Raw genomic sequence first — 22,865 nt, forward strand, 5'->3', positions numbered from 1 at the left:
CGTGGTTAACGGGGCCTTCAAGATCAAAAGCAAAAAGCAAAAAGCAAAAAGCAAAAGCAAAGCAAGGCGGCCTTGTGGCCGGCCTGTTCTTGCGGCTGACCTTGGTTCCCTGTGGGAGCGGGCTTGCCCGCGAAGGCGGCTTTACAGTCGACTTACATCTGTGGGAATGGTCGGACCTCCGCGCAGATTTTTCCGACGAGCTCTGGCGGTTGCCGGGTGGGAAGGGTTATCGCTAACCTTTTCCGGTCGCTGCAATCAGCGACCGGGCCTGGAAAACCCGAAGAGTAAAAGGCGTAACAGCGCACCACGTGAGATACTGCCGTGCTTTATCTGTGCAGTTCTGCGTTATGGCGGCTGTGCGTGGGAGACTTTCGAGTCTGCCGGGTTTTCCTTTTACCTCGGTTTTTCCAGCCCTCGCATAGCTGCCACCTCTCGACTGGAAAACGAGACGTGGCGGTTCCACTTGGTAAAAGGAACCTCACCATGTTCAAAGTTACCCCCAATCCCCCAAAAACCGATCCCACCGCACCCCACACCGGCCTCGACGCCAAAAAACTCGACGAAGCCGCCGAACGCGCCCTCAACTTCTACCTCGCCCCAGAACCCCAGGCCAAAAAGAAACCATCCCCCGGTCAGCTATTCACCGTCGTCGAAAACCTCGATAGCGAAACCCTCCTGGCCAACCTCAGCGAAACCCTGGCCTCGGCCAATGCGATGCTCAGCGACCTGGCCTTCAATCTGGAAGGCCCCAACCGGCATATAGCCTTCGGCGTCCAGCAGATGGTCGAACTGAGTGAGCTGCTGGCAAACCGAGCACTTGATGTCGTCGATCCCCGATAGGCCAGACAACATTTGCTTTTGCTTTTGCTTTTGCTTTTGATCTTGAACGCCCCATTAACCACAAGGGCCGAACGCAGGCGTTGCGTAGTGGGCATCCCGGCATGGATGCCGGGATAGCCGCGCTGGGCCATGGATGGCCCTTCGCGGCGGGCCCACGGAGCAATGCCGGAGTGAGGGCACGCCGAGCCTAGGCGAGGTGCCCAGTGGTGGGGCAAAGCGTTTTTGGTTACTTTTGGCGCTTTTCCAAAAGTGACCCGCCGTAAGGGCGGAACCCTAAGCGGCCGTTACCGCAGCAACGGATATATACCCGGAAATCCAGGTCGACCACGACACAGCCATCGCGAGCAAGCTCGCTCCCACAATTGGATCGGAGTACAGCTGATAGAGATGGGCCGACGATAAGGCCAAATCCCCCAAACCGCCACAAACTCCCTGTAAACTCCGGCCTTTGCCCTCGACACAGGAAGTTGGCATGTCCGCTTCGATCCTCTACATCCACGGCTTCAACAGCGCCCCAGCCTCGACCAAGGCCCGTCAACTCATCGACGTGATGACCCGCCTGGGCCTGGGCGATCAGTTGCAAGTGCCAGCCCTGCACCACCACCCCCGCGAAGCCATGGCCCAATTGGAGCAGGCAATTGCACAACTGGGCCGTCCGCTGCTGGTCGGCAGCTCGCTCGGCGGCTACTATGCGACTCACTTGGCCGAGCGCCACGGCCTCAAGGCATTGCTGATCAATCCGGCCGTCAGCCCCCATCGGATGTTCGATGGCTACCTGGGCACGCAGAAGAATTTGTACACCGATGAAACCTGGGAGTTGACCCACGACCACGTCACGACCCTGGCCGCGTTGGAGGTGCCGGCGCCCCAGGATCCGCAGCGGTATCAGGTATGGTTGCAAACCGGTGATGAAACGCTGGATTATCGCCACGCCCAACAGTATTACCGCGCCTGTGCGTTGCGCATCCAGGCCGGCGGCGACCACGGTTTCCAGGGGTTTGCCCAGCAGCTGCCGGCGCTGCTTGGTTTTGCCGGCATTGGCGCCGATTTGTACCAGGCGATCGACTTCACCTCGCTGTGAACCATCGCCCCTTTTTCATTTGAACACTGACGACGAGACCCCATGGCCACTCCCAGCGCTAGCTCTTATAACGCAGACGCCATCGAAGTCCTCTCGGGCCTCGACCCGGTGCGCAAGCGCCCCGGCATGTACACCGACACCAGTCGGCCGAACCACCTCGCCCAGGAAGTCATCGACAACAGCGTCGACGAAGCCTTGGCCGGGCACGCGAAATCGGTACAGGTCATCCTGCACGCCGACCATTCGCTGGAGGTCAGCGATGATGGCCGCGGCATGCCGGTGGACATCCACCCCGAAGAAGGCGTGTCGGGCGTCGAGCTGATCCTCACCAAGCTCCACGCCGGCGGCAAGTTTTCCAACAAGAACTACCAGTTCTCCGGCGGTCTGCACGGGGTGGGTATTTCCGTGGTCAACGCCTTGTCGACCCAGGTCCGGGTGCGGGTCAAGCGTGACGGTAACGAATACCAGATGACCTTCGCCGATGGCTTCAAGGCCACCGAGCTGGAAGTGGTCGGCAGCGTCGGCAAGCGCAACACCGGGACCAGCGTGTATTTCGCCCCGGACCCGAAGTATTTCGATTCGCCGAAGTTCTCTGTCAGCCGCCTCAAGCACGTGCTCAAGGCCAAGGCCGTATTGTGCCCAGGGTTGTTGGTCAGTTTCGAGGACAAGGCCAGCGGCGAGAAGGTCGAATGGCATTACGAAGACGGCCTGCGCTCTTACCTGGTGGACGCGGTCAACGGTTTCGAACGCCTGCCCGACGAGCCGTTCTGCGGCAGTCTGGCCGGTAACAAGGAAGCCGTGGACTGGGCGCTGCTGTGGCTGCCCGAGGGCGGCGAGAGTGTCCAGGAAAGCTACGTCAACCTGATCCCCACGGCCCAGGGCGGGACCCACGTCAACGGTTTGCGCCAGGGCCTGCTCGACGCCATGCGCGAGTTCTGCGAGTTCCGCAACCTGCTGCCCCGGGGCGTGAAGCTGGCGCCGGAAGACGTGTGGGAGCGCATCGCGTTCGTGCTGTCGATGAAGATGCAGGAACCGCAGTTCTCCGGCCAGACCAAGGAACGCCTGTCGTCTCGCGAAGCGGCGGCGTTTGTTTCCGGTGTGGTCAAGGATGCCTTCAGCCTGTGGCTTAACGCCAACCCGGAAACCGGCCTGGCGCTGGCGGAGTTGGCGATCAGCAACGCCGGTCGTCGCCTCAAGGCCAGCAAGAAGGTCGAGCGCAAGCGCATCACCCAGGGGCCGGCGTTGCCGGGCAAGCTCGCCGACTGCGCCGGGCAGGATCCGATGCGTTCCGAGCTGTTCCTGGTGGAAGGGGACTCCGCCGGCGGTTCGGCCAAGCAGGCGCGGGACAAGGAGTTCCAGGCGATCCTGCCGCTGCGGGGCAAGATCCTCAATACCTGGGAAGTGGACGGCAGCGAAGTGCTGGCCAGCCAGGAAGTGCACAACATCGCCGTGGCCATCGGCGTCGATCCGGGCGCCGAGGACATGAGCCAGTTGCGCTACGGCAAGATCTGCATCCTCGCCGACGCCGACTCCGACGGCCTGCACATCGCCACGCTGCTGTGCGCGCTGTTTGTCCAGCATTTCCGTCCGCTGGTGGACGCCGGGCATGTCTACGTCGCGATGCCGCCGCTGTACCGCATCGACCTGGGCAAGGACATTTATTACGCCCTGGACGAAGCCGAGCGCGACGGCATCCTCGATCGCCTGGTGGCCGAGAAGAAGCGCGGCAAGCCACAGGTCACCCGATTCAAGGGCCTGGGTGAGATGAACCCGCCGCAACTGCGCGAAACCACCATGGACCCGAACACCCGTCGCCTGGTGCAACTGACCCTGGATGATTTCGCGGCCACGACGGAAATCATGGACATGCTGCTGGCGAAGAAACGCGCTGGCGATCGCAAGTCCTGGCTCGAATCCAAGGGCGACCTGGCCGAGGTGCTGGCCTGATGCGCAGCGGTTTCGCCCTGGCGTTGTTGCTGTGGGCGGGGGCTGTGGTCGCAGAACCGGCACCGGAATTGAAGTTGCTGTCCGAGCACGCCGTCGAAGGCATGCGCGGCGGCAACCTGTCCGGGTTGGCCCTGTGTGGCAATGAAATGTGGACGGTGTCCGATCGCGACGATGACCGCATTTATCGCCTGGACACCTCCGATGGGAAGGTCTGGCAGGCCCAGGCGTTGACCATCGACGTGCCTGAGGTGCCCGACAACGGTTTGCCCTGGGGCTTGCGTTCGCGAACCTGGGCTGCATCGTTCCTGCGCGGTGGCGCGCTGGATTTCGAAGGCATCAGTTGCGACAGCGCCGGCAATCGCTACGTGGTCAGCGAGGCCTACGCGGCGGTATTGCAAGTGCCGCCGACCGGCGAGGCGTCCTGGTTGAAAATCGCCCCGACAATGATTCGCCAGGCCCGGGCCAGCGGCATGTTGTTGCATTTCAATGCGCTGTTCGAAGGTCTGGCGGTGAGCCCGGCCGGCGATCAGCTATGGCTGGCGGCCGAGCGTGAACGTCGTGGCCTGTTGCTGATCAAGCGCCAGCAAACGGTGTGGGATTGCGATGACAACTGCGTGTTGTTGAGCGAAGCGGGACTGGAGATGCAGCCGGCGCAGTTCCCCAAGGCCCGCCCGGTTTCCCGGGATTTCGCAGATATTTCATTGTTCAATGGCAAGCTGTTTACCCTGGAGCGCAACGCCTTCCAGGTCTGCCGGCGTGATCCGCAGAGCGCCAGGGTGGAGCGTTGCTGGTCGTTCGCCGCCGAGGCCTTGCAGGACAATCGCCGCTATTCTCAGGACTACGGTCTGGCCGAAGCGCTCGTGGTGGATGCCGAGGGCGCCTGGATCGGCCTGGACAACAACGACGGGCCACGGGCCGACGGCGAAGAGCGTCCGATTGTCTGGCGCTTTGCGGCGCCAGACGGCGGCTGGGATGCCGCGCCATGAGCCAACAGGCGCCGGGCAAGCGCGCCGGTCGGGTGTTGATGATCCTGGCCTGGTGCGCGGCCCTGTTCCTGGCGACACGCTTCTTTGCCCAGGTAGAGCAGCGTCAGCAGAACCCCAACACCCAGGTGTATTCGCAACGGGGCGAAGGGTTTATCGAAGTGAAGCTGGTGGGCAATACCCAGGGGCATTTCGTCGCCAGCGGCCATATCAACGGCCAGCCGGTGGATTTCATGCTCGACACCGGTGCCACGGATGTGGCGATTCCAGTGGAGTTGGCCGAGCGCCTCAAGCTGGAAAAAGGTTTCGGCGTGACGTTGAGTACCGCCAACGGTTTGAGCGAGGGCTATCGCACCCGCATCGACCGGCTGCAATTGGGTGACATCGTCTTGCGCGATGTCCGTGCCCTGGTGGCGCCAGGCCTGGGTGGCACGCAGGTGCTGCTGGGCATGAGCGCCCTGAACAAACTTGAATTTACCCAGCGCGACGGCACCATGCTGCTGCGCCAGACAACGAACTGATGAGGCCCGCATGAGCGACATTCTTGCAGACAGCTTAGACGGCGTAGAGCGCCGGTCGCTGGCTGACTTCACCGAAAATGCCTACCTCAATTACTCCATGTACGTGATCATGGACCGCGCCTTGCCGCACATCGGCGACGGCCTGAAGCCGGTCCAGCGGCGGATCGTCTATGCCATGAGTGAGCTGGGGCTGGACGCCGATTCCAAACACAAGAAGTCGGCGCGCACCGTCGGCGACGTGCTCGGCAAGTTCCACCCCCACGGCGACTCGGCCTGCTATGAAGCCATGGTGCTGATGGCCCAGCCGTTCAGCTACCGCTACACCCTGGTGGACGGCCAGGGCAACTGGGGGGCGCCGGACGATCCCAAGTCTTTCGCGGCCATGCGCTACACCGAGGCGCGGCTGTCGCGCTATTCCGAAGTGCTGCTCAGCGAACTGGGCCAGGGCACCGCGGACTGGGGGCCGAACTTCGACGGCACCCTCGATGAACCCCTGGTGTTGCCGGCCCGTTTGCCGAATATTCTCCTCAATGGCACCACCGGCATCGCCGTCGGCATGGCCACCGATGTGCCGCCGCACAACCTGCGGGAAGTCGCCACGGCATGCGTGCGCCTGCTGGACGAGCCCAAAGCCACGGTGGAGCAGCTCTGCGAGCACATCCAGGGTCCGGATTATCCGACCGAAGCGGAAATCATCACGCCGCGCGCCGACCTGTTGAAGATCTACGAGACCGGTCGCGGTTCGGTGCGCATGCGCGCTGTGTACCATATCGAGGACGGCGACATCATCGTCACCGCGCTGCCGCACCAGGTCTCCGGAGCCAAGGTGCTGGAGCAGATTGCCGCGATGATGCAGGCAAAACCGTCGAAAGCGCCGCAAGTGGCCGACCTGCGCGATGAATCCGACCACGAGAATCCTTGCCGCATCGTGATCATCCCGGTCAACAGCCGGGTCGATCATGAGGCGCTGATGCAGCACCTGTTCGCCAGCACCGACCTGGAGACCAGCTACCGGGTCAACATCAACATCATTGGCCTGGACGGCAAGCCGCAGCTCAAGAACCTGCGGGCGTTGCTGGTGGAATGGCTGGAATTCCGGGTCAAGACCGTGCGTCGACGCCTGCAATTTCGCCTGGACAAGGTCGAGCGTCGCCTGCACCTGTTGGACGGCTTGCTGATCGCGTACCTCAACCTGGACGAAGTGATCCACATCATCCGCACCGAGGAACACCCGAAGGCCAGCTTGATCGCGCGCTTCGACCTGAGCGAAATCCAGGCCGACTACATCCTCGACACCCGCTTGCGGCAGTTGGCGCGGCTGGAAGAGATGAAGCTGCGGGCCGAGCAGGACGAACTGCTCAAGGAACAAGCCAAGCTGCAAGCCCTGTTGGGCAGCGAAGCCAAGCTCAAGAAGCTGGTGCGCGCCGAATTGCTCAAGGACGCCGAAACCTACGGCGACGACCGCCGCTCGCCGATCGTCGAGCGCGCCGAAGCCAAAGCATTGACGGAGCACGACCTGCTGCCGAACGAGAAAGTGACCGTAGTGCTGTCGGAAAAAGGCTGGGTGCGCTCTGCCAAGGGGCATGACATCGATGCCACGGGGCTTTCCTATAAGGCCGGGGACGGTTTCAAGGCCTTGGCGGCCGGGCGGTCCAACCAGTTCGCGGTGTTTGTCGACTCCACCGGGCGCAGTTACTCGGTGCCGGCCCATACCCTGCCATCGGCGCGTGGCCAGGGCGAGCCGCTGACCGGTCGATTGACGCCCCCGCCGGGTGCAACTTTTGAATGCGTGCTGATGCCTGATGATGACGGGCTGTACGTGATTGCCTCGGACGCCGGGTACGGCTTCGTGGTCAAGGGCGAGGATCTGCAAGCCAAGAACAAGGCGGGCAAGGCGTTGTTGAGCCTGCCGAACAACGCCAAGGTCATCGCACCCCGGCCCGTGGCCGATCGCGAGAACAACTGGTTGGCGTCGGTGACCACCGAGGGCCGACTGCTGGTCTTCAAAATCAGCGACCTGCCACAATTAGGTAAAGGCAAAGGCAATAAGATTATCGGGATTTCCGGCGAACGGGTGGCGAGCCGTGAGGAATATGTCACGGATATTGCAGTGTTGCCGGAGGGCGCCACGCTTGTGCTGCAGGCTGGAAAGCGTACGCTCTCGCTCAAGGCGGATGATCTTGAGCATTACAAGGGTGAACGCGGTCGGCGCGGCAACAAGCTTCCGAGGGGGTTTCAGCGGGTCGATGCACTGCTCGTCGAAAACTTGAATTAGGCGTACTAGAGGGCTCGGTCTGCGATTAAAAGGCGCAGACCGACGCTTTGGCGCTGGAGTCGGAACGCATATTCACGGATGATAGGCCCTTTCAAGCGCCGGCGTGGCCGAGCGTTCTTCATAATGACCGAGTATTTTTTCACTGTGGCAGGCCTTGTGGCCGCCACCTGGATGGAACGATGACTGCTCTGCGCCTTCCTATTTTATGGCTCGCCGGCCTGCTTGGCCTGGCGGGTTGCAGCGTCCATCAGCCGGTGTCGCTGTATCAACTCGACAGCGGGACGCCCGCCCAGCCTGCGCAAAGCACAGGCATGGCGGTATTGCTGGGGCCGGTATTGATCGCCGATTACCTGCAACGCGAAACCCTGTTGCAACGCCAGCCAGACGGCAGCCTGCAGGCTGCCACGGACGGCCGCTGGGCCGGTAGCCTGTCTTCGGACATCGACCAATTGCTGTTGCGCCAGGTCGCCGGGCAACTGGACAGCCAGCGCGTGGTGCTGGCGCCGGCCACCCAGGGTTTCACCCCGGATGTCCAGGTGCTGCTGTCGATCACCCGCCTGGACTCGGGCAAGAGCCAGCCTGCGGTGCTCGATGCCCAGTGGCGGTTGATCGACCGTCGGGGCAAGGTTCGCGAGAACCGTATCGTGCATCTGCAAGAGCAACACGCCGGGACCACCGCGGCGCAAGTCCAGGCCCAAGGTGTACTGCTGCAACGCCTGGCCGAGCAGTTGTCCGTGTCCCTCAAGCCGTTGGCCAACCAGCCTCCGATCGTCGATACGCCGCGTAAAACCGCACCGACCCAGGCCAAGCCCGCTGCGCCGGAAAAATCGCCGAAAATCCCGATGGCCCTGCCGATTCGCACGGACATGGAAGTGTTCAGGTTCTGATGGCTGGATAGCCGTGAAGCAAGCCCGCGTTGATGCGGGCTTTGTTGTTTCTGGGGGAGGGGCTTCCACGCTTGTGCTGGCCCCTTCGCGGGCAAGCCCGCTCCCACAAGGTCCTTCATGACCACAGAACCTGATCCTGCCGAGGATTAAATGTGGGAGCGGGCTTGCCCGCGAAGAGGCCGGCGCGGCCCAAAAAAAAGCCCGCAGACAATCACTCATCTGCGGGCTTCGTCATTCCAAGCGGCCGGGGTTAGGCCTGGCGCTCGTGCATCCGCGCCAGTTGCCGCTCCAGCAGCGACGGGTAAGGCTCCATCAGCCGTTCCACGCAGCATGCGCCTTCAGGGCTGGCGATGGGGCGGATACGGGCGCGTTGGCGGATCAGCGCGTCGTCGTTGATCTTGCGCTCCACCAGCAGCAGGTTGCGGCTGTGTTGCGACAGCGCCAGGGCGTCCTGCGCGGTTTCGGTCAGCAGCAGGTCGATCTGGCTGAGGCCGAACAGGCCGTCACCCAGGGTCAGGCCCAATTGCAGTTGCAGGGTGATGCCGCTGTCCGCGACCTCGATCTGCAACTGGTGGCCCAGCGCCCGCAGCAACTCACCGCAGCAGATGGCGTTGGTCAGGTAGTCGTCACCACTGTCCTCGGTGTGGAACAGCATCAACGTGCTGCCGTCGTTCAAGGTGTGCAGTTCGCCCTGGTAGAGCGAGGCGGCCTGGTCGAGGCAGTCACGGTAGCGTTCGAGCAACTCCTTCAGGCGTGCCTGGGGCAGGCGTCGCAGTTGATCCTGGGCGCCCAGTTGCACGGCCAGTACGGCGCTGTGCTGGGGCAGGTTCGAGGCGACGGCCTTGACGAGCGGCTTCGCTTCGCCGCCGATCGAATCGTCACGCAGGTCGGCGAAAGCGTCGTCGTCTTCATCGTCTTCGACCGTGCGCACCACATGGCGGGGCGCCGGTCTGGCGGCGGGCATCGGCGGGCTCTCGTCGAAGCCGGGATCGCGCAGGTTACGCACTTCGAAGCCCGGCTCGGCCTCGTCTTCGTCGACGTAGTCGAGCGCTTCGGGCTCGGGCACGGGGGCCGGTTCCGGAGCGAGGCTGGCGTGCAGTTGCCGGGCCAGGTCGCCGATTTCGTCCTGGCGCTGGGTGGCCGGGGTGTGTTCGTCGATGTCCCGCAGCCAGACGCGCAATTGCAACAGCGGCGTGGAGATGTGCCGGCCCAGGCGCAGGCTCAAGGCCAGGGCCAGCGCCAGCAGTATCGCGCTGAGGATGCCCATGCTTTGCAGGCTGATGGTCATCGGTTGCTGGAACTGGTCCATGTCCAGGCTGATGCGCAGTTGCCCGGCCGTCACGTCCTGGAAAGTGATCTTGCTCTGGTACATGCCGCCGGACTCGCCCAAAAGGCCAGGCTTGGGCCGCTGGCCGGCCTCGGCGAGGATGCGGTTGTCGACGCTGTAGATGGCCGCGTGGGCCACCAGCTTGTTCTTGGTCAGGTTGTTGAGTAGCACGTTGAGGCTGAGGATGTCGTTGGACACCAGCAACTCGGTGGCGGACGTGGCGGTCTGGGTCGTGAGGCTCTCACCCAGGGCATCGGCCTGCTCGTGCATCGCCTGCTTGAACTGCAAGCCCATCACGCAGGCATAGATGACCAGGGCCAGGGCGACCAGGATCACGTTATGGCTGGCAATGCGCAATGCAATCGGCACGCGACGGTGGCGCAGTGCACGGAAGATCAGCAGGAAGAAATTGTCGGTTTTGACTGGCGTGGGCCGGTTCACTGAGCTCGGCTCTTTGTCCGTGAAATTGACGCGCAGTATAGCGACAGCCCCATGACCGGCAAAGCACTGGCGGTGCCCGATGGTCACTGAATGTGGGTAGAATGCGTTTTTTTTCCACCTGCGGGGGTGCGCCTTGCGCGAAATCGTCCTGATAAACATCACTGGCGGCGACCGTCCGGGTCTGACTGCGGCCATTACCGGCGTTCTGGCCCAGGGTGGTGTGAACATTCTCGACATCGGTCAGGCGGTGATCCATGACACGCTGTCGTTCGGCATCCTGGTTGAAATCCCGGACGCCGAACACAGCAAGTCGGTGCTCAAGGACATCCTGTTCACCGCCTACAAGCTTGACCAGCAGGTTCGCTTCACCCCGGTTTCCGAAGCCGATTACCAGCACTGGGTCGCCGGCCAGGGCAAGAAGCGCCACATCGTGACCCTGCTGACCCGCAAGGTCACCGCCGAGCAGTTGCAGCGCGTCAGCTCGATCACCGCCAAATATGACTTGAACATCGACCACATCGACCGTTTGTCCGGACGCATGCCCCTGGACACCCCGGACGACAAGGGCAAGGGTTGCATCGAGTTCTCCGTGCGCGGCGAACCGGCCGATCCCCAGGCGCTGCGGGCCGAGTTCCTCAGCGTGGCCCAGGAGCTGAACGTCGACATCGCCTTCCAGGAAGATTCGCTGTTCCGCCGTAACCGGCGCCTGGCGGTGTTCGACATGGACTCGACGCTGATCGAAGCCGAAGTCATCGATGAGCTGGCCAAGGCCGCAGGGGTGGGCGACAAGGTCTCGGCGATCACCGAGCGGGCGATGGCTGGCGAGCTGGATTTTCGCGCCAGCTTCAAGGAGCGCCTGGCACTGCTGCAAGGCCTGGACGTCAGCGTACTGGACGCCATCGGCGCCTCCCTGCGCCTGACCGAAGGCGCCGAGACGCTGTTCGCCGAACTCAAGCGCCTGGGCTACAAGACCGCTATCCTGTCGGGCGGTTTCACCTACTTCGCCAAGCAGTTGCAGGCCAAGCTCGGCATCGACTACGTGTTCGCCAACGAGCTGGAAGTGGTGGACGGCAAGGTGACCGGCGTGGCCGTCGAGCCGATCGTCGACGCCCAGCGCAAGGCGGACCTGTTGCGTGAGCTGGCGCAAAAGGAAGGCTTGCGCCTGGAACAGACCATTGCCGTGGGCGACGGCGCCAACGACCTGCCGATGCTGGCCATCGCGGGACTTGGCGTGGCGTTCCGCGCCAAGCCACTGGTCAAGCAATCGGCCCGTCAGGCCATCTCGACCCTGGGCCTGGATGGGGTGCTGTATCTGCTGGGCTTCCGGGATCGCGACGGGCAGCTTTGAGACGGCGCTACACTGTTCCTTGTGCTGAGAGTATTTATCTGTGGTGAGGGGATAAATCCCCTCGCCACAGGGGCTGTGTCTGGCCTTAGAGCGACTTCCACAACGAATCGAAATCCCCCTCCGCTTCGCCGCCGCCCTGGGTGTCGGCTGCGTTCTCCTGGTGATAGGAAAACTGATTGAAGCTGTGGGTGCTGGTGATCCGGCGGTCCAGCCCGGCGCGGCGCTCCTGGCCGTTGGTGTTGATCAGCACGCGCTGGCCCTCCTGGAAGGGCAGGCGCGGGGCAATCATGGTGGGGGGCAGGTCGACGGCGCTGATCTCCGGCAGCAGCAGCCCGCGCAGGTAGTGGCCGTGCTCGTTCTCTTCGCGCACCAGTTGCAGGCCGCAGGGCTGGGCATAAGGTGCCACCAGCTCGATACCCATTTGCATGGCGCCGTTGCGCACCTGTCGGATCCAGCGCACGACGGCGATGCTCCAGGATTGATCGCTGGCGTCCCGGATACCGATCATTTCCCCGGCTTGCAGTTGCTCCGGCACCTCTTTCGGCCAGCCTAGGCAATACCCACCCGGGCTGTGGTTGATGATCGGCAGGTCATAGGTGGGAAAATGATGCTGGCGGTCGGAACTGCTGCTGTCCTCATCGGATGGATTGGCCGGGTACTCGATTTCCTCATAGGGCAGCAGTTCGCTGTCTCCGTTGGGTGCGGCGTCGAAGGCCTGGCCCCAAGTGTCGCTGTGCTTGGTTGGCGCGGCTTCGAACCGGGCCTTGCGCGTGGTGGGTTTCTTCAGGATTTCGCTGAACGAGCGTTCACCGCCGAGGTAGTAGTGCAGCGCACTCATGCCCACGCACAGCGTCAATGTCCCGTTGCCTTCCATGCGCTGGAAGCTGCGCTCGGCCGCCTCGCCCCAGGCCGCCTGCAAGTGATTCAAGGTGTCGGTGTTCATCCCGGCCGGTACCGACAGGGCCGGGGCGGCCGGCTGTTCCAGGTGGGTGGCGATCATGCGCACCAATGGCTGCGGATCGAAGCCCTGCAATGTCGGTTGCTGCTCGGCCCTGAACTTGGAGCGGTAGCGTGGCCCGACATCCAGTTCCGCGGCGACGGCGAACAGGCTGGTGGCGTTGCTGGCAGGGTCGAGCCTGACCCACTGGCTCCACGCCTCCAGGGCTTCGGCCAGTCGCGCGATCTGGCCCTGGCGCAGCTGATTGCTGCGTGAGGCGCCCAGCAACAGGGCGACGATGTAGGTTTGCTCGGGGCTCAACTGGTGAACCTGGCTGGCCAGTTCGTCGCTCACGCTTTGTTGTTGCAAACGGTGCTGGCAGGCAATCCGGTATAACTGGTGCAAATCGAGCCACAAGCCTTCAGGCACAGGGCTGTAGAGCTGGCTGGCGCGAATCAGCGGGCCATCGAGGGCGTGCATGGCGCGCTGCAATGCGGTGCTGAGCAGGCGGGCGCGGTCCTTGGTGTACTTGGATGCGATGCGTGCCACGATCTGTTTGTAACCCATCGCCAGCTGGGTTTGCAGGGCCTGGCAGAGGTTGACGATCTTGCGCGAGCGGTCATCCAGCACGATGGCCTGTTGCAGGAAGTGCCGCTCCAGGTGCTTGCAGACGTAATACACCTCGGGGCGCAGCAATTCGAGCAATTGCAGGCGATTGTCGCTGGGCGTGAGCAACTGGTTGAGTTCGCCAAGGGCCTGGTACAACAGGCGGGCGGTTTCGCCGATGTTGGCCTTGGGCAGGTCGGCGATCCAGCGCTTGAGGTCGCGCGGCGTGGCTTCGCAGAACGACAGGCGCGATTGCGTCGGGGACAGGACACGCAGCAACTGGAGAGGGCTGGTCTCATTCATGCCGTGGACGGGCTCCGGCGGGAAACAAACGTGATGTTCCAACTCTAGCAGTTGTAGCCGAAGGAGGTGCGCTATCTATGCTGGATACCCTGTGGGAGCGAGCTTGCTCGCGATGACGCCAGGACAGTCGCCATCGAGGTGACTGTTATATCGCCATCGCGAGCAAGCTCGCTCCCACATTTGATCTTTTACTCAGGCCTTTGGCAGTGCCAGGCCTTGGCCCATCTGCACCGGCGAACCGGCCACCAGGCTTTCAACCCATTTCACCTGGTTCGGCCCGAACAGTACGATGGCCGTGGAACCCAGCTTGAAGCGCCCCAGTTCGGCCCCTTTTTCCAGGTGGATCGGTGCACGGGCCGCTTCGTCGTAGCGGAACGTCTTCAGTTCACGCTTGGGCGGCGTGACCAAACCGGCCCAGACGGTCTCGATCGAGGCCACGATCATCGCTCCCACCAGCACCACGGCCATTGGCCCGCGTTCGGTGTCGAAGATGCACGCCACGCGTTCGTTGCGGGCGAACAGCTCCGGCACGTTTTCGGCCGTGGTCTGGTTCACCGAGAAAATCCGTCCGGGAATGTAGACCATCTCCCGCAGGGTGCCGGCCAGCGGCATGTGCACGCGGTGGTAGTCCTTCGGGGACAGGTAGATCGTGGCGAAATCACCGCCCATGAACGGCGCGGCATTGGCCGCATCGCCGCCCAGCAGCTCCAGTACGCTGAAGCTGTGGCCCTTGGCCTGGAACACCCGGCCATGCTCGATCGGGCCAAGCTGGCTGACCGCGCCGTCGGCCGGGCAGAGGATCGCGCCCGGGGTTTCGTCCAGCGGCCGCGCGCCGTCTTTCAGGGCGCGGGTGAAGAACGCGTTGAAGTGTTCGTAGGCGGTCAGGTCTTCCACCAAGGCCTGGGACATGTCCACTTGATAGCGCTTGGCGAACCACGCGGTGAAGGCATTCTTGAACCAGCGCACGCGGCATTCGGCAATGCAACCGGCCAGCCGCGACAGCAGGTGGTGGGGCAGCAGGTACTGAGAGAGGATGAACAAACGGTTTTTCATTAACGGTCCTTAAGAGCCTTCAACGTTCGATGGGGGTGTCGGGGTGGTTGCCCCATTCGCCCCAGGAACCGGCATAGCCTTTGACCCTCGGATAACCGAGCGCCTTGGCCACAAGATAGGTGAAGCCAGAACGATGGTGGGTCTGGCAGTGGGTGATGATTTCTTTGTCGGGCGTGATGCCCAGTTGTTCGAGGATCTGCGGCATATCCTTGCGGATGCGCAGGCTGCGGGCCTGGTCCATGCCGGCCGTCCATTCGAAATTGACTGCGCCGGGAATGTGCCCGCCCCTGGCCGCGACGACTTTCTCGCCGGAGTACTCCAGTGGGCCGCGCGCGTCCCAGATGGCCAGGTCGGCGGCGCCGAGGCGGCTTTGCAGGTATTCGCGGGTGGCGGTTGGCGCGTCGTGCAACGTGAGGCTCACTGAGCCGTCGCCGGGCGCGGGTGCGTCTGTGGACACCGGCAGGCCCTCGTCCAGCCAGGCCAGCAGGCCGCCGTCGAGGTAGTGGTAGTTGCCGTGGCCGATCACGTCCAGCAGCCAGATGAACCGTCCGGCCCAACCGCCGCCTTCATCGTCGTACACCACGTACACCGCGTCCGGGTGGTGCCCGAGTTCGCCGAACAGGGCCTCCAGGTCGGCTTTTGCCGGCAACAGGCCCGGCGCCGGTGGCTGGCCCAGTTGCGTGCGCTTGGGGTCGACGAAGCGGGCGCCGGGAATGTGCCCGGTGCTGTAGCGGGCGGCGCTGGTCAGGTCCACCAGGATCAGTTCGCGGGCGTCGAGGCGCGGCAGCAGCTCGCTCGGCTCGATCACCAGCGGCAAGCCAGAGAAGTCAGGCATGTGAGGTCTCCAGGGGCGCAAAGGGAAAGGATTGTAGCAAGTTCAACGGCCCCGGTTGGTAAAGGTGTGCAGGGCCCTTTCGATGCATTGCACGGTTTTGCCGAAGGCCTGCACGGTGACGTCCGAGAAAGGGCCGCCGCCCTGGTCCACGACGACGAGCATGATCACCCGGCCGTTGCAGGTCAGTGAGCGCAGCAGCAGGTGCTCGCCCTTGAACAGGGCGCGCAGGCCCGGCGGCAGTAACGCGGAGAACTGGGCATTGTTGTCCGGGTTCAGGCGTACCTGGGCCTGTTGGGCCAGCAACCGCTGCAAGACCTTGCTCTGTGCGATGGGGAAACTCATCGCCGCGACCTCTTTCGCCAGGCCGGCGGTTTGGTGCACGCGCACGCTGGTCTGGCTGCGGTCGGCCATCAGGATCATCACCCGGCGCATGCCGCAGGCCACCAGCACATCGCGAGCCGAACTGGTCAGGTGCATGGCGTTGCTGAACGGGCTCGGTTCCACCAGCAGGGCCGAGCATTGCTTGCGCCACTGGCTCAGGTCCGGGGCGCTGGGCGGGGGCGTCGACCGTTGGCCGGGCTGGACGCGGCGACTGCCCCAGGGCCAGATCAGGGCCTCGGCCGGGTGCCAGAGGTCTGGCATGGCGTGTTGCCGGGCGCTGTTGGCGGCTTGTTGGTGCAGTTGCTGCTGGACATCGTCCATTGAAATTTGCAGATACAAACTGGTGAGGTATTGCCAGCGGGCGATGTGGGGGGCGTCCCAGGCCTGGTGCGCGGAAAGGGCCAGGCCGTTGGCCAGCAGCACGGTGTTGGCCGGCTGATTGAGCCAGCGCCGCAGGGTCGGGTCATCGTCCAGGCGATTCTGCTGGCGCAACGGGTGCTCGCTGTCCCGAGCGATACGCAGCACTTTCACCAATTCGCGCCGTTCGTTGAGCAGCAAGCGGTAGCCTTGCACCACCCAGATCGGCAGGCGCCAGGCTTCGACCACGCCCAGGCAGATCTCCAGCAGGCCGACGCCGAACAGTTCGTGCTCGACCTGGCTGGCCGACTGGCCTTTATGGATGACCCGCAGCTCCCACTCCCCGAGCAGCCGCGGGTGCGTCAGGGCCAGGGGCCAGAGCGGCGAGAGGAACAGCAGGCTGCCCCAGTGGATGTCCTGCCACAACCGCGCCAGGCGGCTGGAGAAAAAACCGTTGGCCTGTTGCGTGGCGTGCTGGCTGATCAGTTGCAGTTGGCGCAGGGTCACGGGGATCTGCTGCTCGGGCAGCGAAGGCAGGCGCGCGAGCAATTGCTCGGTGCGCTTGAGGCCGAGGCGGTTGAGGGCGACTTCAAGGTTTTCCGCCGGTTCGGCGAGGCTGCCATGGGTGTGATGGTTGGCTTCGCGGATGACGCTCAGGGCCAGGGCTGGGCTTTCCTGCATCAGCTCGGCGATGTCGCGCAACGAGCGGCGGCTGTCGGCAAGCGCCTTGCAGACCAGGTCGTGGCTGGCCTGGGGCACCGGCAGGTGGACACCCTGGAGCAGCTTTACCCAGCCTTCGAGGGTGGACGGTCTTGGAGTCGGGACGTTCGATACATTAGCCATGGTTGGACGCGATCATCCCATGAATTATCTACGCCCGGAACGGGGCAAATTGGCTTTTCGCCGGAACTGGCTATAGTCTGGCGCAGTTTTGCCGATAAGTAGAAGAAGAGATTTTTCAGCTTCCGAATATGACCTTGAACCCGACTTAAATAAGTACTTTCTATCTATGGCTAAAATTATCGGCATCATTGTCGTGTTCGCGAGCGTGCTCGGCGGATACGTGCTCTCCCATGGCAAGATTGCCGCCCTGATCCAGCCCTTCGAGGTGATGATCATCGGCGGTGCGGCCTTTGGCGCTTTCCTGCAGGCCAACCCTGGCTATATGACCATGCACGTGATCAAGAAATCCTTGACCATGTTCAGCTCGCGCTTCACCCATACCTTCTACATCGAGGTGCTGGGGCTGGTGTACGAGATCCTCAACAAAAGCCGCCGCGAAGGCATGATGGCGATCGAAGGCGATATCGAAGACGCCGCCGCCAGCCCGATCTTCGCCAAGTACCCAGCCGTGCTCAAGGACGCCCGCATGACGGCGTTCATCTGCGATTACCTGCGGATCATGTCCTCGGGCAACATGGCGCCCCATGAGCTCGAAGGGCTGTTCGACATGGAGCTCTACAACCTGAAGGAAGACCTGGAACACCCATCCCACGCGGTCACCGGCATCGCTGATGGCATGCCCGGCTTCGGTATCGTTGCGGCGGTACTGGGGATCGTGGTGACCATGGCGTCCCTGGGCGAAGGCGACCAGGCGTCCATCGGCTTGCACGTGGGTGCGGCGCTGGTGGGGACCTTCTTCGGTATCCTGGCGGCGTATGGCTTCTTCGGCCCCCTGGCCCATTCCCTGGCCCATGACGCCAAGGAAGAACTGAACGTCTACGAGGCCATCAAGGCCTCCCTGGTAGCGTCTGCCTCGGGCATGCCGCCGTCGCTGGCGGTGGAGTTCGGCCGCAAGGTCCTGTACCCGGCGCACCGTCCAAGCTTCGCCGAGCTGGAACAAGCAGTTCGCGGTCGCTGATATGGAAAATAACCAGCCGATCATCATCAAGCGTGTCAAGCGCATCGCCGCTGGACACCACGGGGGTGCCTGGAAAATCGCCTTCGCCGACTTCGCGACGGCGATGATGGCGTTCTTCCTGGTGCTGTGGCTGCTGTCCACGGCCACCCCGGAGCAGAAAATCGCCATCGCCGGTTACTTCAAGGACCCAATCGGCTTCTCCGAAAGTGGCACGCCCTACATCATCGACCTGGGTGGTTCGCCGACCCTGGCGCCGGACAATACCCTCAACCCTGAAGTCAAGTCCCAGCCACAGCCCGACAAGGTGACGGTGGACACCGATCAGGTCGAGGGCATGGCCGAGCAGGTCGAGCGCGAGCGCCTGGAATTGCTGCTGCAGGAGTTGCAGAACAAGGTCGACGAGAACCCGCAATTGCAGAAGTTCAAGGACCAGATCCTGTTCGAGATCACGCCGAACGGCTTGCGCATCCAGATCACGGATGCCGAGAACCGGCCGATGTTCGACTCCGGCAGCGCGCGCCTGAAGCCTTATTTCGAGGACATCCTGCTGGCCATGGCCGACACCATCAAGGCGGTGCCGAACAAGATCAGCATCAGCGGCCATACCGACGCCAAGCCGTACGTCGGCAAGGGTGACTACGGTAACTGGGAGCTCTCTGCCAACCGCGCCAACGCCGCACGTCGCGCCCTGGTGGCTGGCAGTTATCCGGATGAGCAGGTGGCGCGGGTGGTCGGTTATGCCTCCTCGGCATTGTTCGACCGCAAGGACCCGTTCAACCCGATCAACCGGCGTATCGACATCGTGGTGCTGACCAAGAAGGCTCAAAAAGCCATCGAAGGTTCGCAAACCAACGACCCGGCGCCAGACCCTGTCCAGGGTCAGGGCGCCCCCGGTGAAGCCCCGGCAACGCCGTCAGGCGCGGCGGTGGACCCGAACGCGTTGCCGGCGGACCAGCAACCGGTGCCGGCCCACGAACTGCGCGAACGGTTGAACCTGTTTGACGATGCGGCGCCCAAACCGCCCGCAACGCCTGGGCAGTGACCCATGAAAAAGCCGACATGACTGTCGGCTTTTTTTTATCTTTCGCAATTCCCGTGGCGAGGGAGCTTGCTCCCGCCGGGCTGCAAAGCAGTCCTTTTGGTGAGCGCTTCGCGCTCAAGCGGGAGCAAGCTCCCTCGCCACGGAAATTGTGTATTCCTACAGTCAGTAACTGCTGTCCGGCAAGCTGGCGATGATCGAGCGGTAGCTGTTCATCCGTTGTTGGTGCACGCGGCCTTCTTCCAGGGCCTTGAGCAGGGCGCAACCGGGTTCGCGGTCGTGCTTGCAGTCGCGGAAGCGGCAGGTACCGATCAACTCGTTGAACTCGATGAAACCGGCTTCCACATCGGCCCGGCTGACGTGGCCCAGGCCGAATTCGCGGATGCCCGGCGAGTCGATCAGTTCACCGCCGCCGGGGAAGTGGAACAACCGCGCGGTGGTGGTGGTATGGGTGCCCTGGCCGGACAGTTCGGAAAGCGGCCCGACCCGGGTCTCGACCTCTGGCAGCAGGCTGTTGACCAGAGACGACTTGCCGACCCCGGACTGGCCGACGAACACACTGATGCGCCCGTCCAGTTGCCGTTGCAACTGCTCCATGCCGTTGCCGTGGTGGGCCGAGACTTCCAGCACCGGATAGCCCAGGTCCCGATAGACCGACAGCAGGGCGTTCAGCGCCGGGGCGTTGTGCGCGTCGATCAGGTCGAACTTGTTGAGCAGCAACAACGGGCGGATGCCGGCATGTTCGGCGGCCACCAGGTAACGGTCGATCAGGTTGGCATGGGGCTCGGGCAACGGGGCGAACACGATGACGATCATGTCGACGTTGGCCGCCACCGGCTTGAGCTGGCCGCGGCTGTCCGGACGGCACAGCTCGGTGTGGCGCGGCAATTGCGCCACGATCACGCCGATGCCCTGGTTGCCGGCGCGCCAGACCACCTGGTCGCCGGTGACCAGTGCCGGCAGGTTGGCCCGCAGATGGCAGCGGAACACCTGGCCGGCCAACTCGCCTTCGCGGGCCTCGACCTCGACCTGCACACCGAAGTGCGCGATCACCAGGCCGGTCTGTTCAGGGCCCAGGTCGCCACCCTCCAGGGCCTCGACAGCGCTGGATTCGCGCTTGGCGGCGCGGGCGGCGCGTTCGCCCTGGATCTTTTCGATGCGCCAGTTCTGACGACGATTGAGTTGGCGTTTGGCCATGGGTGTTCCGTATGAAGAAATGCAGCGATTAGGTAAAACGGCCGCGAGTTTAGCACGCCCGAGGGCCGGCCTAGGCTAAACTGCTGGGCTACGCCGAGGAGCCCCCCATGCAAAATCCGCAGAACCTGATCTGGATCGACCTGGAAATGACCGGTCTGAACCCTGACACCGACGTCATCATCGAAATGGCCACCATCGTCACCGACAGCGACCTCAACACCCTGGCCGAAGGCCCGGTGATTGCGATCCATCACAGCGACGAAATCCTCGCCGGCATGGACGAATGGAATACCCGCCAGCACGGCGGCTCGGGCCTGACCCAGCGAGTGCGCGACAGCAAGATCAGCATGGCCGAGGCCGAGGCCCAGACCATCGCCTTCCTGGAGCAGTGGGTGCCGAAAGGCAAGTCGCCGATCTGCGGCAACAGCATCTGCCAGGACCGCCGCTTCCTTTATACCCACATGAAATCCCTGGAAAGCTACTTCCATTACCGCAACCTGGACGTCTCCACCCTCAAGGAACTGGCGGCTCGCTGGGCGCCACACGTGCGTGACAGTTTCCAGAAAGGCGGCAGCCACCTGGCCCTGGACGACATCCGCGAGTCCATCGCCGAGTTGCAGCATTACCGCAAGCATTTCATCAAGTTCTGACCGGCACCCAGCGAGATTGCTGTTGTGGCGAGGGAGCTTGCTCCGCTCTTGTGGCGAGGGGATTTATCCCCGTTGGGCTGCGTAGCAGCCCCAAAAACCTGATACCCCGTGTGTCAGGTCGCTTGGTCAGGCGTATCAGGGGCTGCTGCGCAGCCCAACGGGGATAAATCCCCTCGCCACGGGTTCCGTGTTGGGGATGTCGGAGCTGCCCTCTTTTGGTGCCTGTCCGAAATGGCTAGACTGCGCGCCCTCCTGCAAGGACCGCCATCATGTTGTTGATGCTTTACCTGATCGCCATCACCGCCGAAGCCATGACCGGCGCCCTGTCTGCCGGGCGTCGCGGCATGGACTGGTTTGGCGTGGTGCTGATTGCCTGCGTCACCGCGCTGGGTGGCGGCTCGGTGCGTGACGTGTTGCTCGGGCATTACCCGCTCACCTGGGTCAAACACCCGGAGTACCTGGTGCTGACCACCGCGGCGGCGATGCTGACGGTTTTCCTGGCGCGCTGGATGCGCCATCTGCGCTCGTTGTTCCTGGTGCTCGACGCCCTGGGTCTGGTGGCGTTCACCCTGATCGGCTGCATGACGGCCCTGGAAATGGGCCACGGCATGCTGGTGGCCTCGGTCAGCGGGGTGATCACCGGGGTGTTTGGCGGCATCCTGCGGGACATCTTCTGCAACGATATTCCACTGATCTTCCGCCGCGAGTTGTACGCCAGCGTCTCGTTTGCCGCGGCGTGGTGCTACCTGCTCTGTGTCTACCTGCAATTGCCGAGCGAACAGGCGATCCTCATCACCTTGTTCGGCGGTTTCCTGCTGCGGCTCCTGGCGATCCGCTTTCACTGGGAAATGCCCAAGTTCGTCTATAACGACGAGGTCTGACGTTGCGCATGCTGGCGCAGCGCCCATTCGACATGTTCGCGCACCAATTCCGAGGGGTAGTCGCGCCGCGCTTCCAGCGCCTGCAACACCGGGATGGTTGAGGGGGCGTTGCCCAGGCCGACCGCCAGGTTGCGCAGCCAGCGTTCGTAGCCGGCCCGCCGCAGCGGCGAGCCTTCGGTGCTGCTGAGGAACGTTTGCTCGTCCCACAGGAACAGCTCGGCCAGGCCGGCGTTGTCGAGGTTATGGCGAGGCTTGAAGTCGCTCTCGCCAGAGGGGCGGGCGAAGCGGTTCCAGGGGCAGACGATCTGGCAGTCGTCGCAACCGAACACTCGGTTGCCGATCAACGGTCGCAATGCCTCCGGAATGGCGCTTTTGAGCTCGATGGTCAGGTAGGAAATGCAGCGACGGGCATCCAGCACGTAGGGCCCGACGAAGGCGTTCGTCGGACAAATGTCCAGGCAGGCGGTGCATTTTCCACAATGCTCGCTGGCATGGGGTGGATCTGTCGGCAGCGGCAGGTCGACGAACAGCTCGCTCAGGAAGAAGTAACTGCCGGCCTTGCGGTTCAGTACCAGGGTGTTTTTACCGATCCAGCCAAGCCCGGCCTGTTCGGCGATGGCTTTCTCCAGGACCGGAGCGCTGTCGACGAAGGCGCGATAACCGAAGGGGCCGATGACGGCCTGGATTTTTTCGGCCAGTTGTTGCACGCGCTTGCGGATCAATTTGTGGTAATCGCGGCCCAATGCATAACGCGAGACGTAGGCTTTTTCCGGTTGGCCGAGCATTTGCGCCATCTGGGTGTCGCCCGGCAGGTAGTCCATACGCAGGGACACCACCCGCAGGGTGCCGGGCACCAGCTCTTCGGGGTGCGAGCGCTTGCTGCCATGGGCGCCCATGTAGTCCATTTCGCCGTGGTAGCCCGCTTCGAGCCAGCGTTGCAGGTGCCGTTCATGCTCGGCGAGGTCCAGGCCGCTGATGCCGACCTGCTGGAAGCCCAGCTCGCGGCCCCACTCCTTGATGGATTGGGCGAGGGCGGGGAGGTCTGTGGGGATGGCGGGCATGAGGCGAGAGAAACCGGAGCTGAGATGCGTATAATTCTGCCAGACATCGGAGCC

The 22,865-nt window shown here is 63.2% G+C and carries 19 protein-coding genes; 12 read left to right on the forward strand and 7 right to left on the reverse strand.

The genetic code is table 11. The features are described 5' to 3' along the window. Positions 1-483 precede the first annotated feature (483 nt). From KI241_RS02515 to KI241_RS02545, 7 genes are all read left to right on the forward strand, one after another. A complete protein-coding gene (locus KI241_RS02515) occupies positions 484-840 on the forward strand; it encodes a DUF6124 family protein (RefSeq protein ID WP_042732741.1) in 357 nt (118 codons plus the stop codon). A 472-nt stretch (positions 841-1,312) separates the two neighbouring features. Further along, positions 1,313-1,921 carry a YqiA/YcfP family alpha/beta fold hydrolase gene (locus KI241_RS02520; protein ID WP_042732742.1) on the forward strand — a complete coding sequence of 203 codons (609 nt, stop codon included), beginning with the start codon at positions 1,313-1,315 and terminating at the stop codon, positions 1,919-1,921. Between the two features lie 42 nt (positions 1,922-1,963). Then, positions 1,964-3,868, forward strand: a complete 1,905-nt coding sequence (gene parE, locus KI241_RS02525; RefSeq protein WP_047736068.1) for a DNA topoisomerase IV subunit B — start codon at positions 1,964-1,966, stop codon at positions 3,866-3,868. Continuing rightward, positions 3,868-4,854: an esterase-like activity of phytase family protein gene (locus KI241_RS02530; RefSeq protein WP_042730542.1), complete on the forward strand. Its 987-nt coding sequence runs from the start codon at positions 3,868-3,870 to the stop codon at positions 4,852-4,854. The genes parE and KI241_RS02530 overlap by 1 nt, the downstream gene beginning before the upstream one ends. After that, entirely contained in the window at positions 4,851-5,372 is a 522-nt protein-coding gene (locus tag KI241_RS02535; protein ID WP_047736066.1) for a TIGR02281 family clan AA aspartic protease, read from the forward strand. Before KI241_RS02530 ends, KI241_RS02535 begins: the two co-directional genes overlap by 4 nt. Before the next feature lie 10 nt (positions 5,373-5,382). Further along, the gene (gene parC / locus KI241_RS02540) at positions 5,383-7,647 is read left to right on the forward strand and encodes a DNA topoisomerase IV subunit A (RefSeq protein ID WP_047736065.1); all 2,265 of its coding nucleotides are present in this window, start codon (positions 5,383-5,385) and stop codon (positions 7,645-7,647) included. A 179-nt stretch (positions 7,648-7,826) separates the two neighbouring features. Further along, positions 7,827-8,534 carry a PqiC family protein gene (locus KI241_RS02545; protein WP_042730539.1) on the forward strand — a complete coding sequence of 236 codons (708 nt, stop codon included), beginning with the start codon at positions 7,827-7,829 and terminating at the stop codon, positions 8,532-8,534. Positions 8,535-8,784: 250 nt separating this feature from the next. Here the strand turns inward: KI241_RS02545 and KI241_RS02550 are convergent, their stop codons facing one another. Next, positions 8,785-10,302, reverse strand: coding sequence for an AhpA/YtjB family protein (locus KI241_RS02550; RefSeq protein WP_212803320.1), 1,518 nt, complete (start codon positions 10,300-10,302; stop codon positions 8,785-8,787). Between the two features lie 133 nt (positions 10,303-10,435). On the opposite strand from KI241_RS02550, the gene serB reads away from it, so the two are divergent. Then, entirely contained in the window at positions 10,436-11,650 is a 1,215-nt protein-coding gene (serB, locus tag KI241_RS02555; RefSeq protein WP_212803321.1) for a phosphoserine phosphatase SerB, read from the forward strand. A gap of 85 nt (positions 11,651-11,735) precedes the next feature. Here serB and KI241_RS02560 read toward each other — a convergent pair whose 3' ends face one another. The 4 genes from KI241_RS02560 to KI241_RS02575 all read right to left on the reverse strand — a co-directional run bounded on the left by KI241_RS02560 (position 11,736) and on the right by KI241_RS02575 (position 16,965). Next, positions 11,736-13,496: a molecular chaperone gene (locus KI241_RS02560; RefSeq protein WP_212803322.1), complete on the reverse strand. Its 1,761-nt coding sequence runs from the start codon at positions 13,494-13,496 to the stop codon at positions 11,736-11,738. Positions 13,497-13,688: 192 nt separating this feature from the next. Next, a complete protein-coding gene (asd, locus tag KI241_RS02565) occupies positions 13,689-14,549 on the reverse strand; it encodes an archaetidylserine decarboxylase (protein ID WP_212803323.1) in 861 nt (286 codons plus the stop codon). Positions 14,550-14,568: 19 nt separating this feature from the next. Beyond that, entirely contained in the window at positions 14,569-15,384 is an 816-nt protein-coding gene (locus tag KI241_RS02570) for a rhodanese-like domain-containing protein (RefSeq protein ID WP_212803324.1), read from the reverse strand. A gap of 42 nt (positions 15,385-15,426) precedes the next feature. After that, the gene (locus tag KI241_RS02575) at positions 15,427-16,965 is read right to left on the reverse strand and encodes an HDOD domain-containing protein (RefSeq protein WP_042730533.1); all 1,539 of its coding nucleotides are present in this window, start codon (positions 16,963-16,965) and stop codon (positions 15,427-15,429) included. Between the two features lie 166 nt (positions 16,966-17,131). On the opposite strand from KI241_RS02575, the gene motA reads away from it, so the two are divergent. Further along, on the forward strand, positions 17,132-17,983 hold the full coding sequence (gene motA / locus KI241_RS02580; protein ID WP_042730532.1) for a flagellar motor stator protein MotA: 852 nt from the start codon (positions 17,132-17,134) through the stop codon (positions 17,981-17,983). A gap of 1 nt (position 17,984) precedes the next feature. Next, positions 17,985-19,025, forward strand: a complete 1,041-nt coding sequence (gene motB, locus KI241_RS02585) for a flagellar motor protein MotB (RefSeq protein WP_042730531.1) — start codon at positions 17,985-17,987, stop codon at positions 19,023-19,025. Between the two features lie 162 nt (positions 19,026-19,187). Here the strand turns inward: motB and rsgA are convergent, their stop codons facing one another. After that, positions 19,188-20,219, reverse strand: coding sequence for a small ribosomal subunit biogenesis GTPase RsgA (rsgA, locus tag KI241_RS02590; protein ID WP_047736061.1), 1,032 nt, complete (start codon positions 20,217-20,219; stop codon positions 19,188-19,190). A 107-nt stretch (positions 20,220-20,326) separates the two neighbouring features. Between rsgA and orn the strand changes: the two genes are divergently transcribed. Then, positions 20,327-20,869 (forward strand): oligoribonuclease, encoded by a 543-nt coding sequence (orn, locus tag KI241_RS02595; protein ID WP_047736060.1) that lies wholly within the window; start codon positions 20,327-20,329, stop codon positions 20,867-20,869. A 266-nt stretch (positions 20,870-21,135) separates the two neighbouring features. Then, positions 21,136-21,750 carry a trimeric intracellular cation channel family protein gene (locus tag KI241_RS02600; RefSeq protein ID WP_172679744.1) on the forward strand — a complete coding sequence of 205 codons (615 nt, stop codon included), beginning with the start codon at positions 21,136-21,138 and terminating at the stop codon, positions 21,748-21,750. Here the strand turns inward: KI241_RS02600 and queG are convergent. Continuing rightward, entirely contained in the window at positions 21,732-22,811 is a 1,080-nt protein-coding gene (gene queG / locus KI241_RS02605) for a tRNA epoxyqueuosine(34) reductase QueG (protein WP_042732965.1), read from the reverse strand. The two genes, KI241_RS02600 and queG, sit on opposite strands and share 19 nt — an antisense overlap. Positions 22,812-22,865: the final 54 nt, after the last annotated feature.

This window comes from Pseudomonas sp. Cab53, from assembly GCF_018325965.1.
GTDB lineage: Bacteria > Pseudomonadota > Gammaproteobacteria > Pseudomonadales > Pseudomonadaceae > Aquipseudomonas > Aquipseudomonas chlororaphis_E.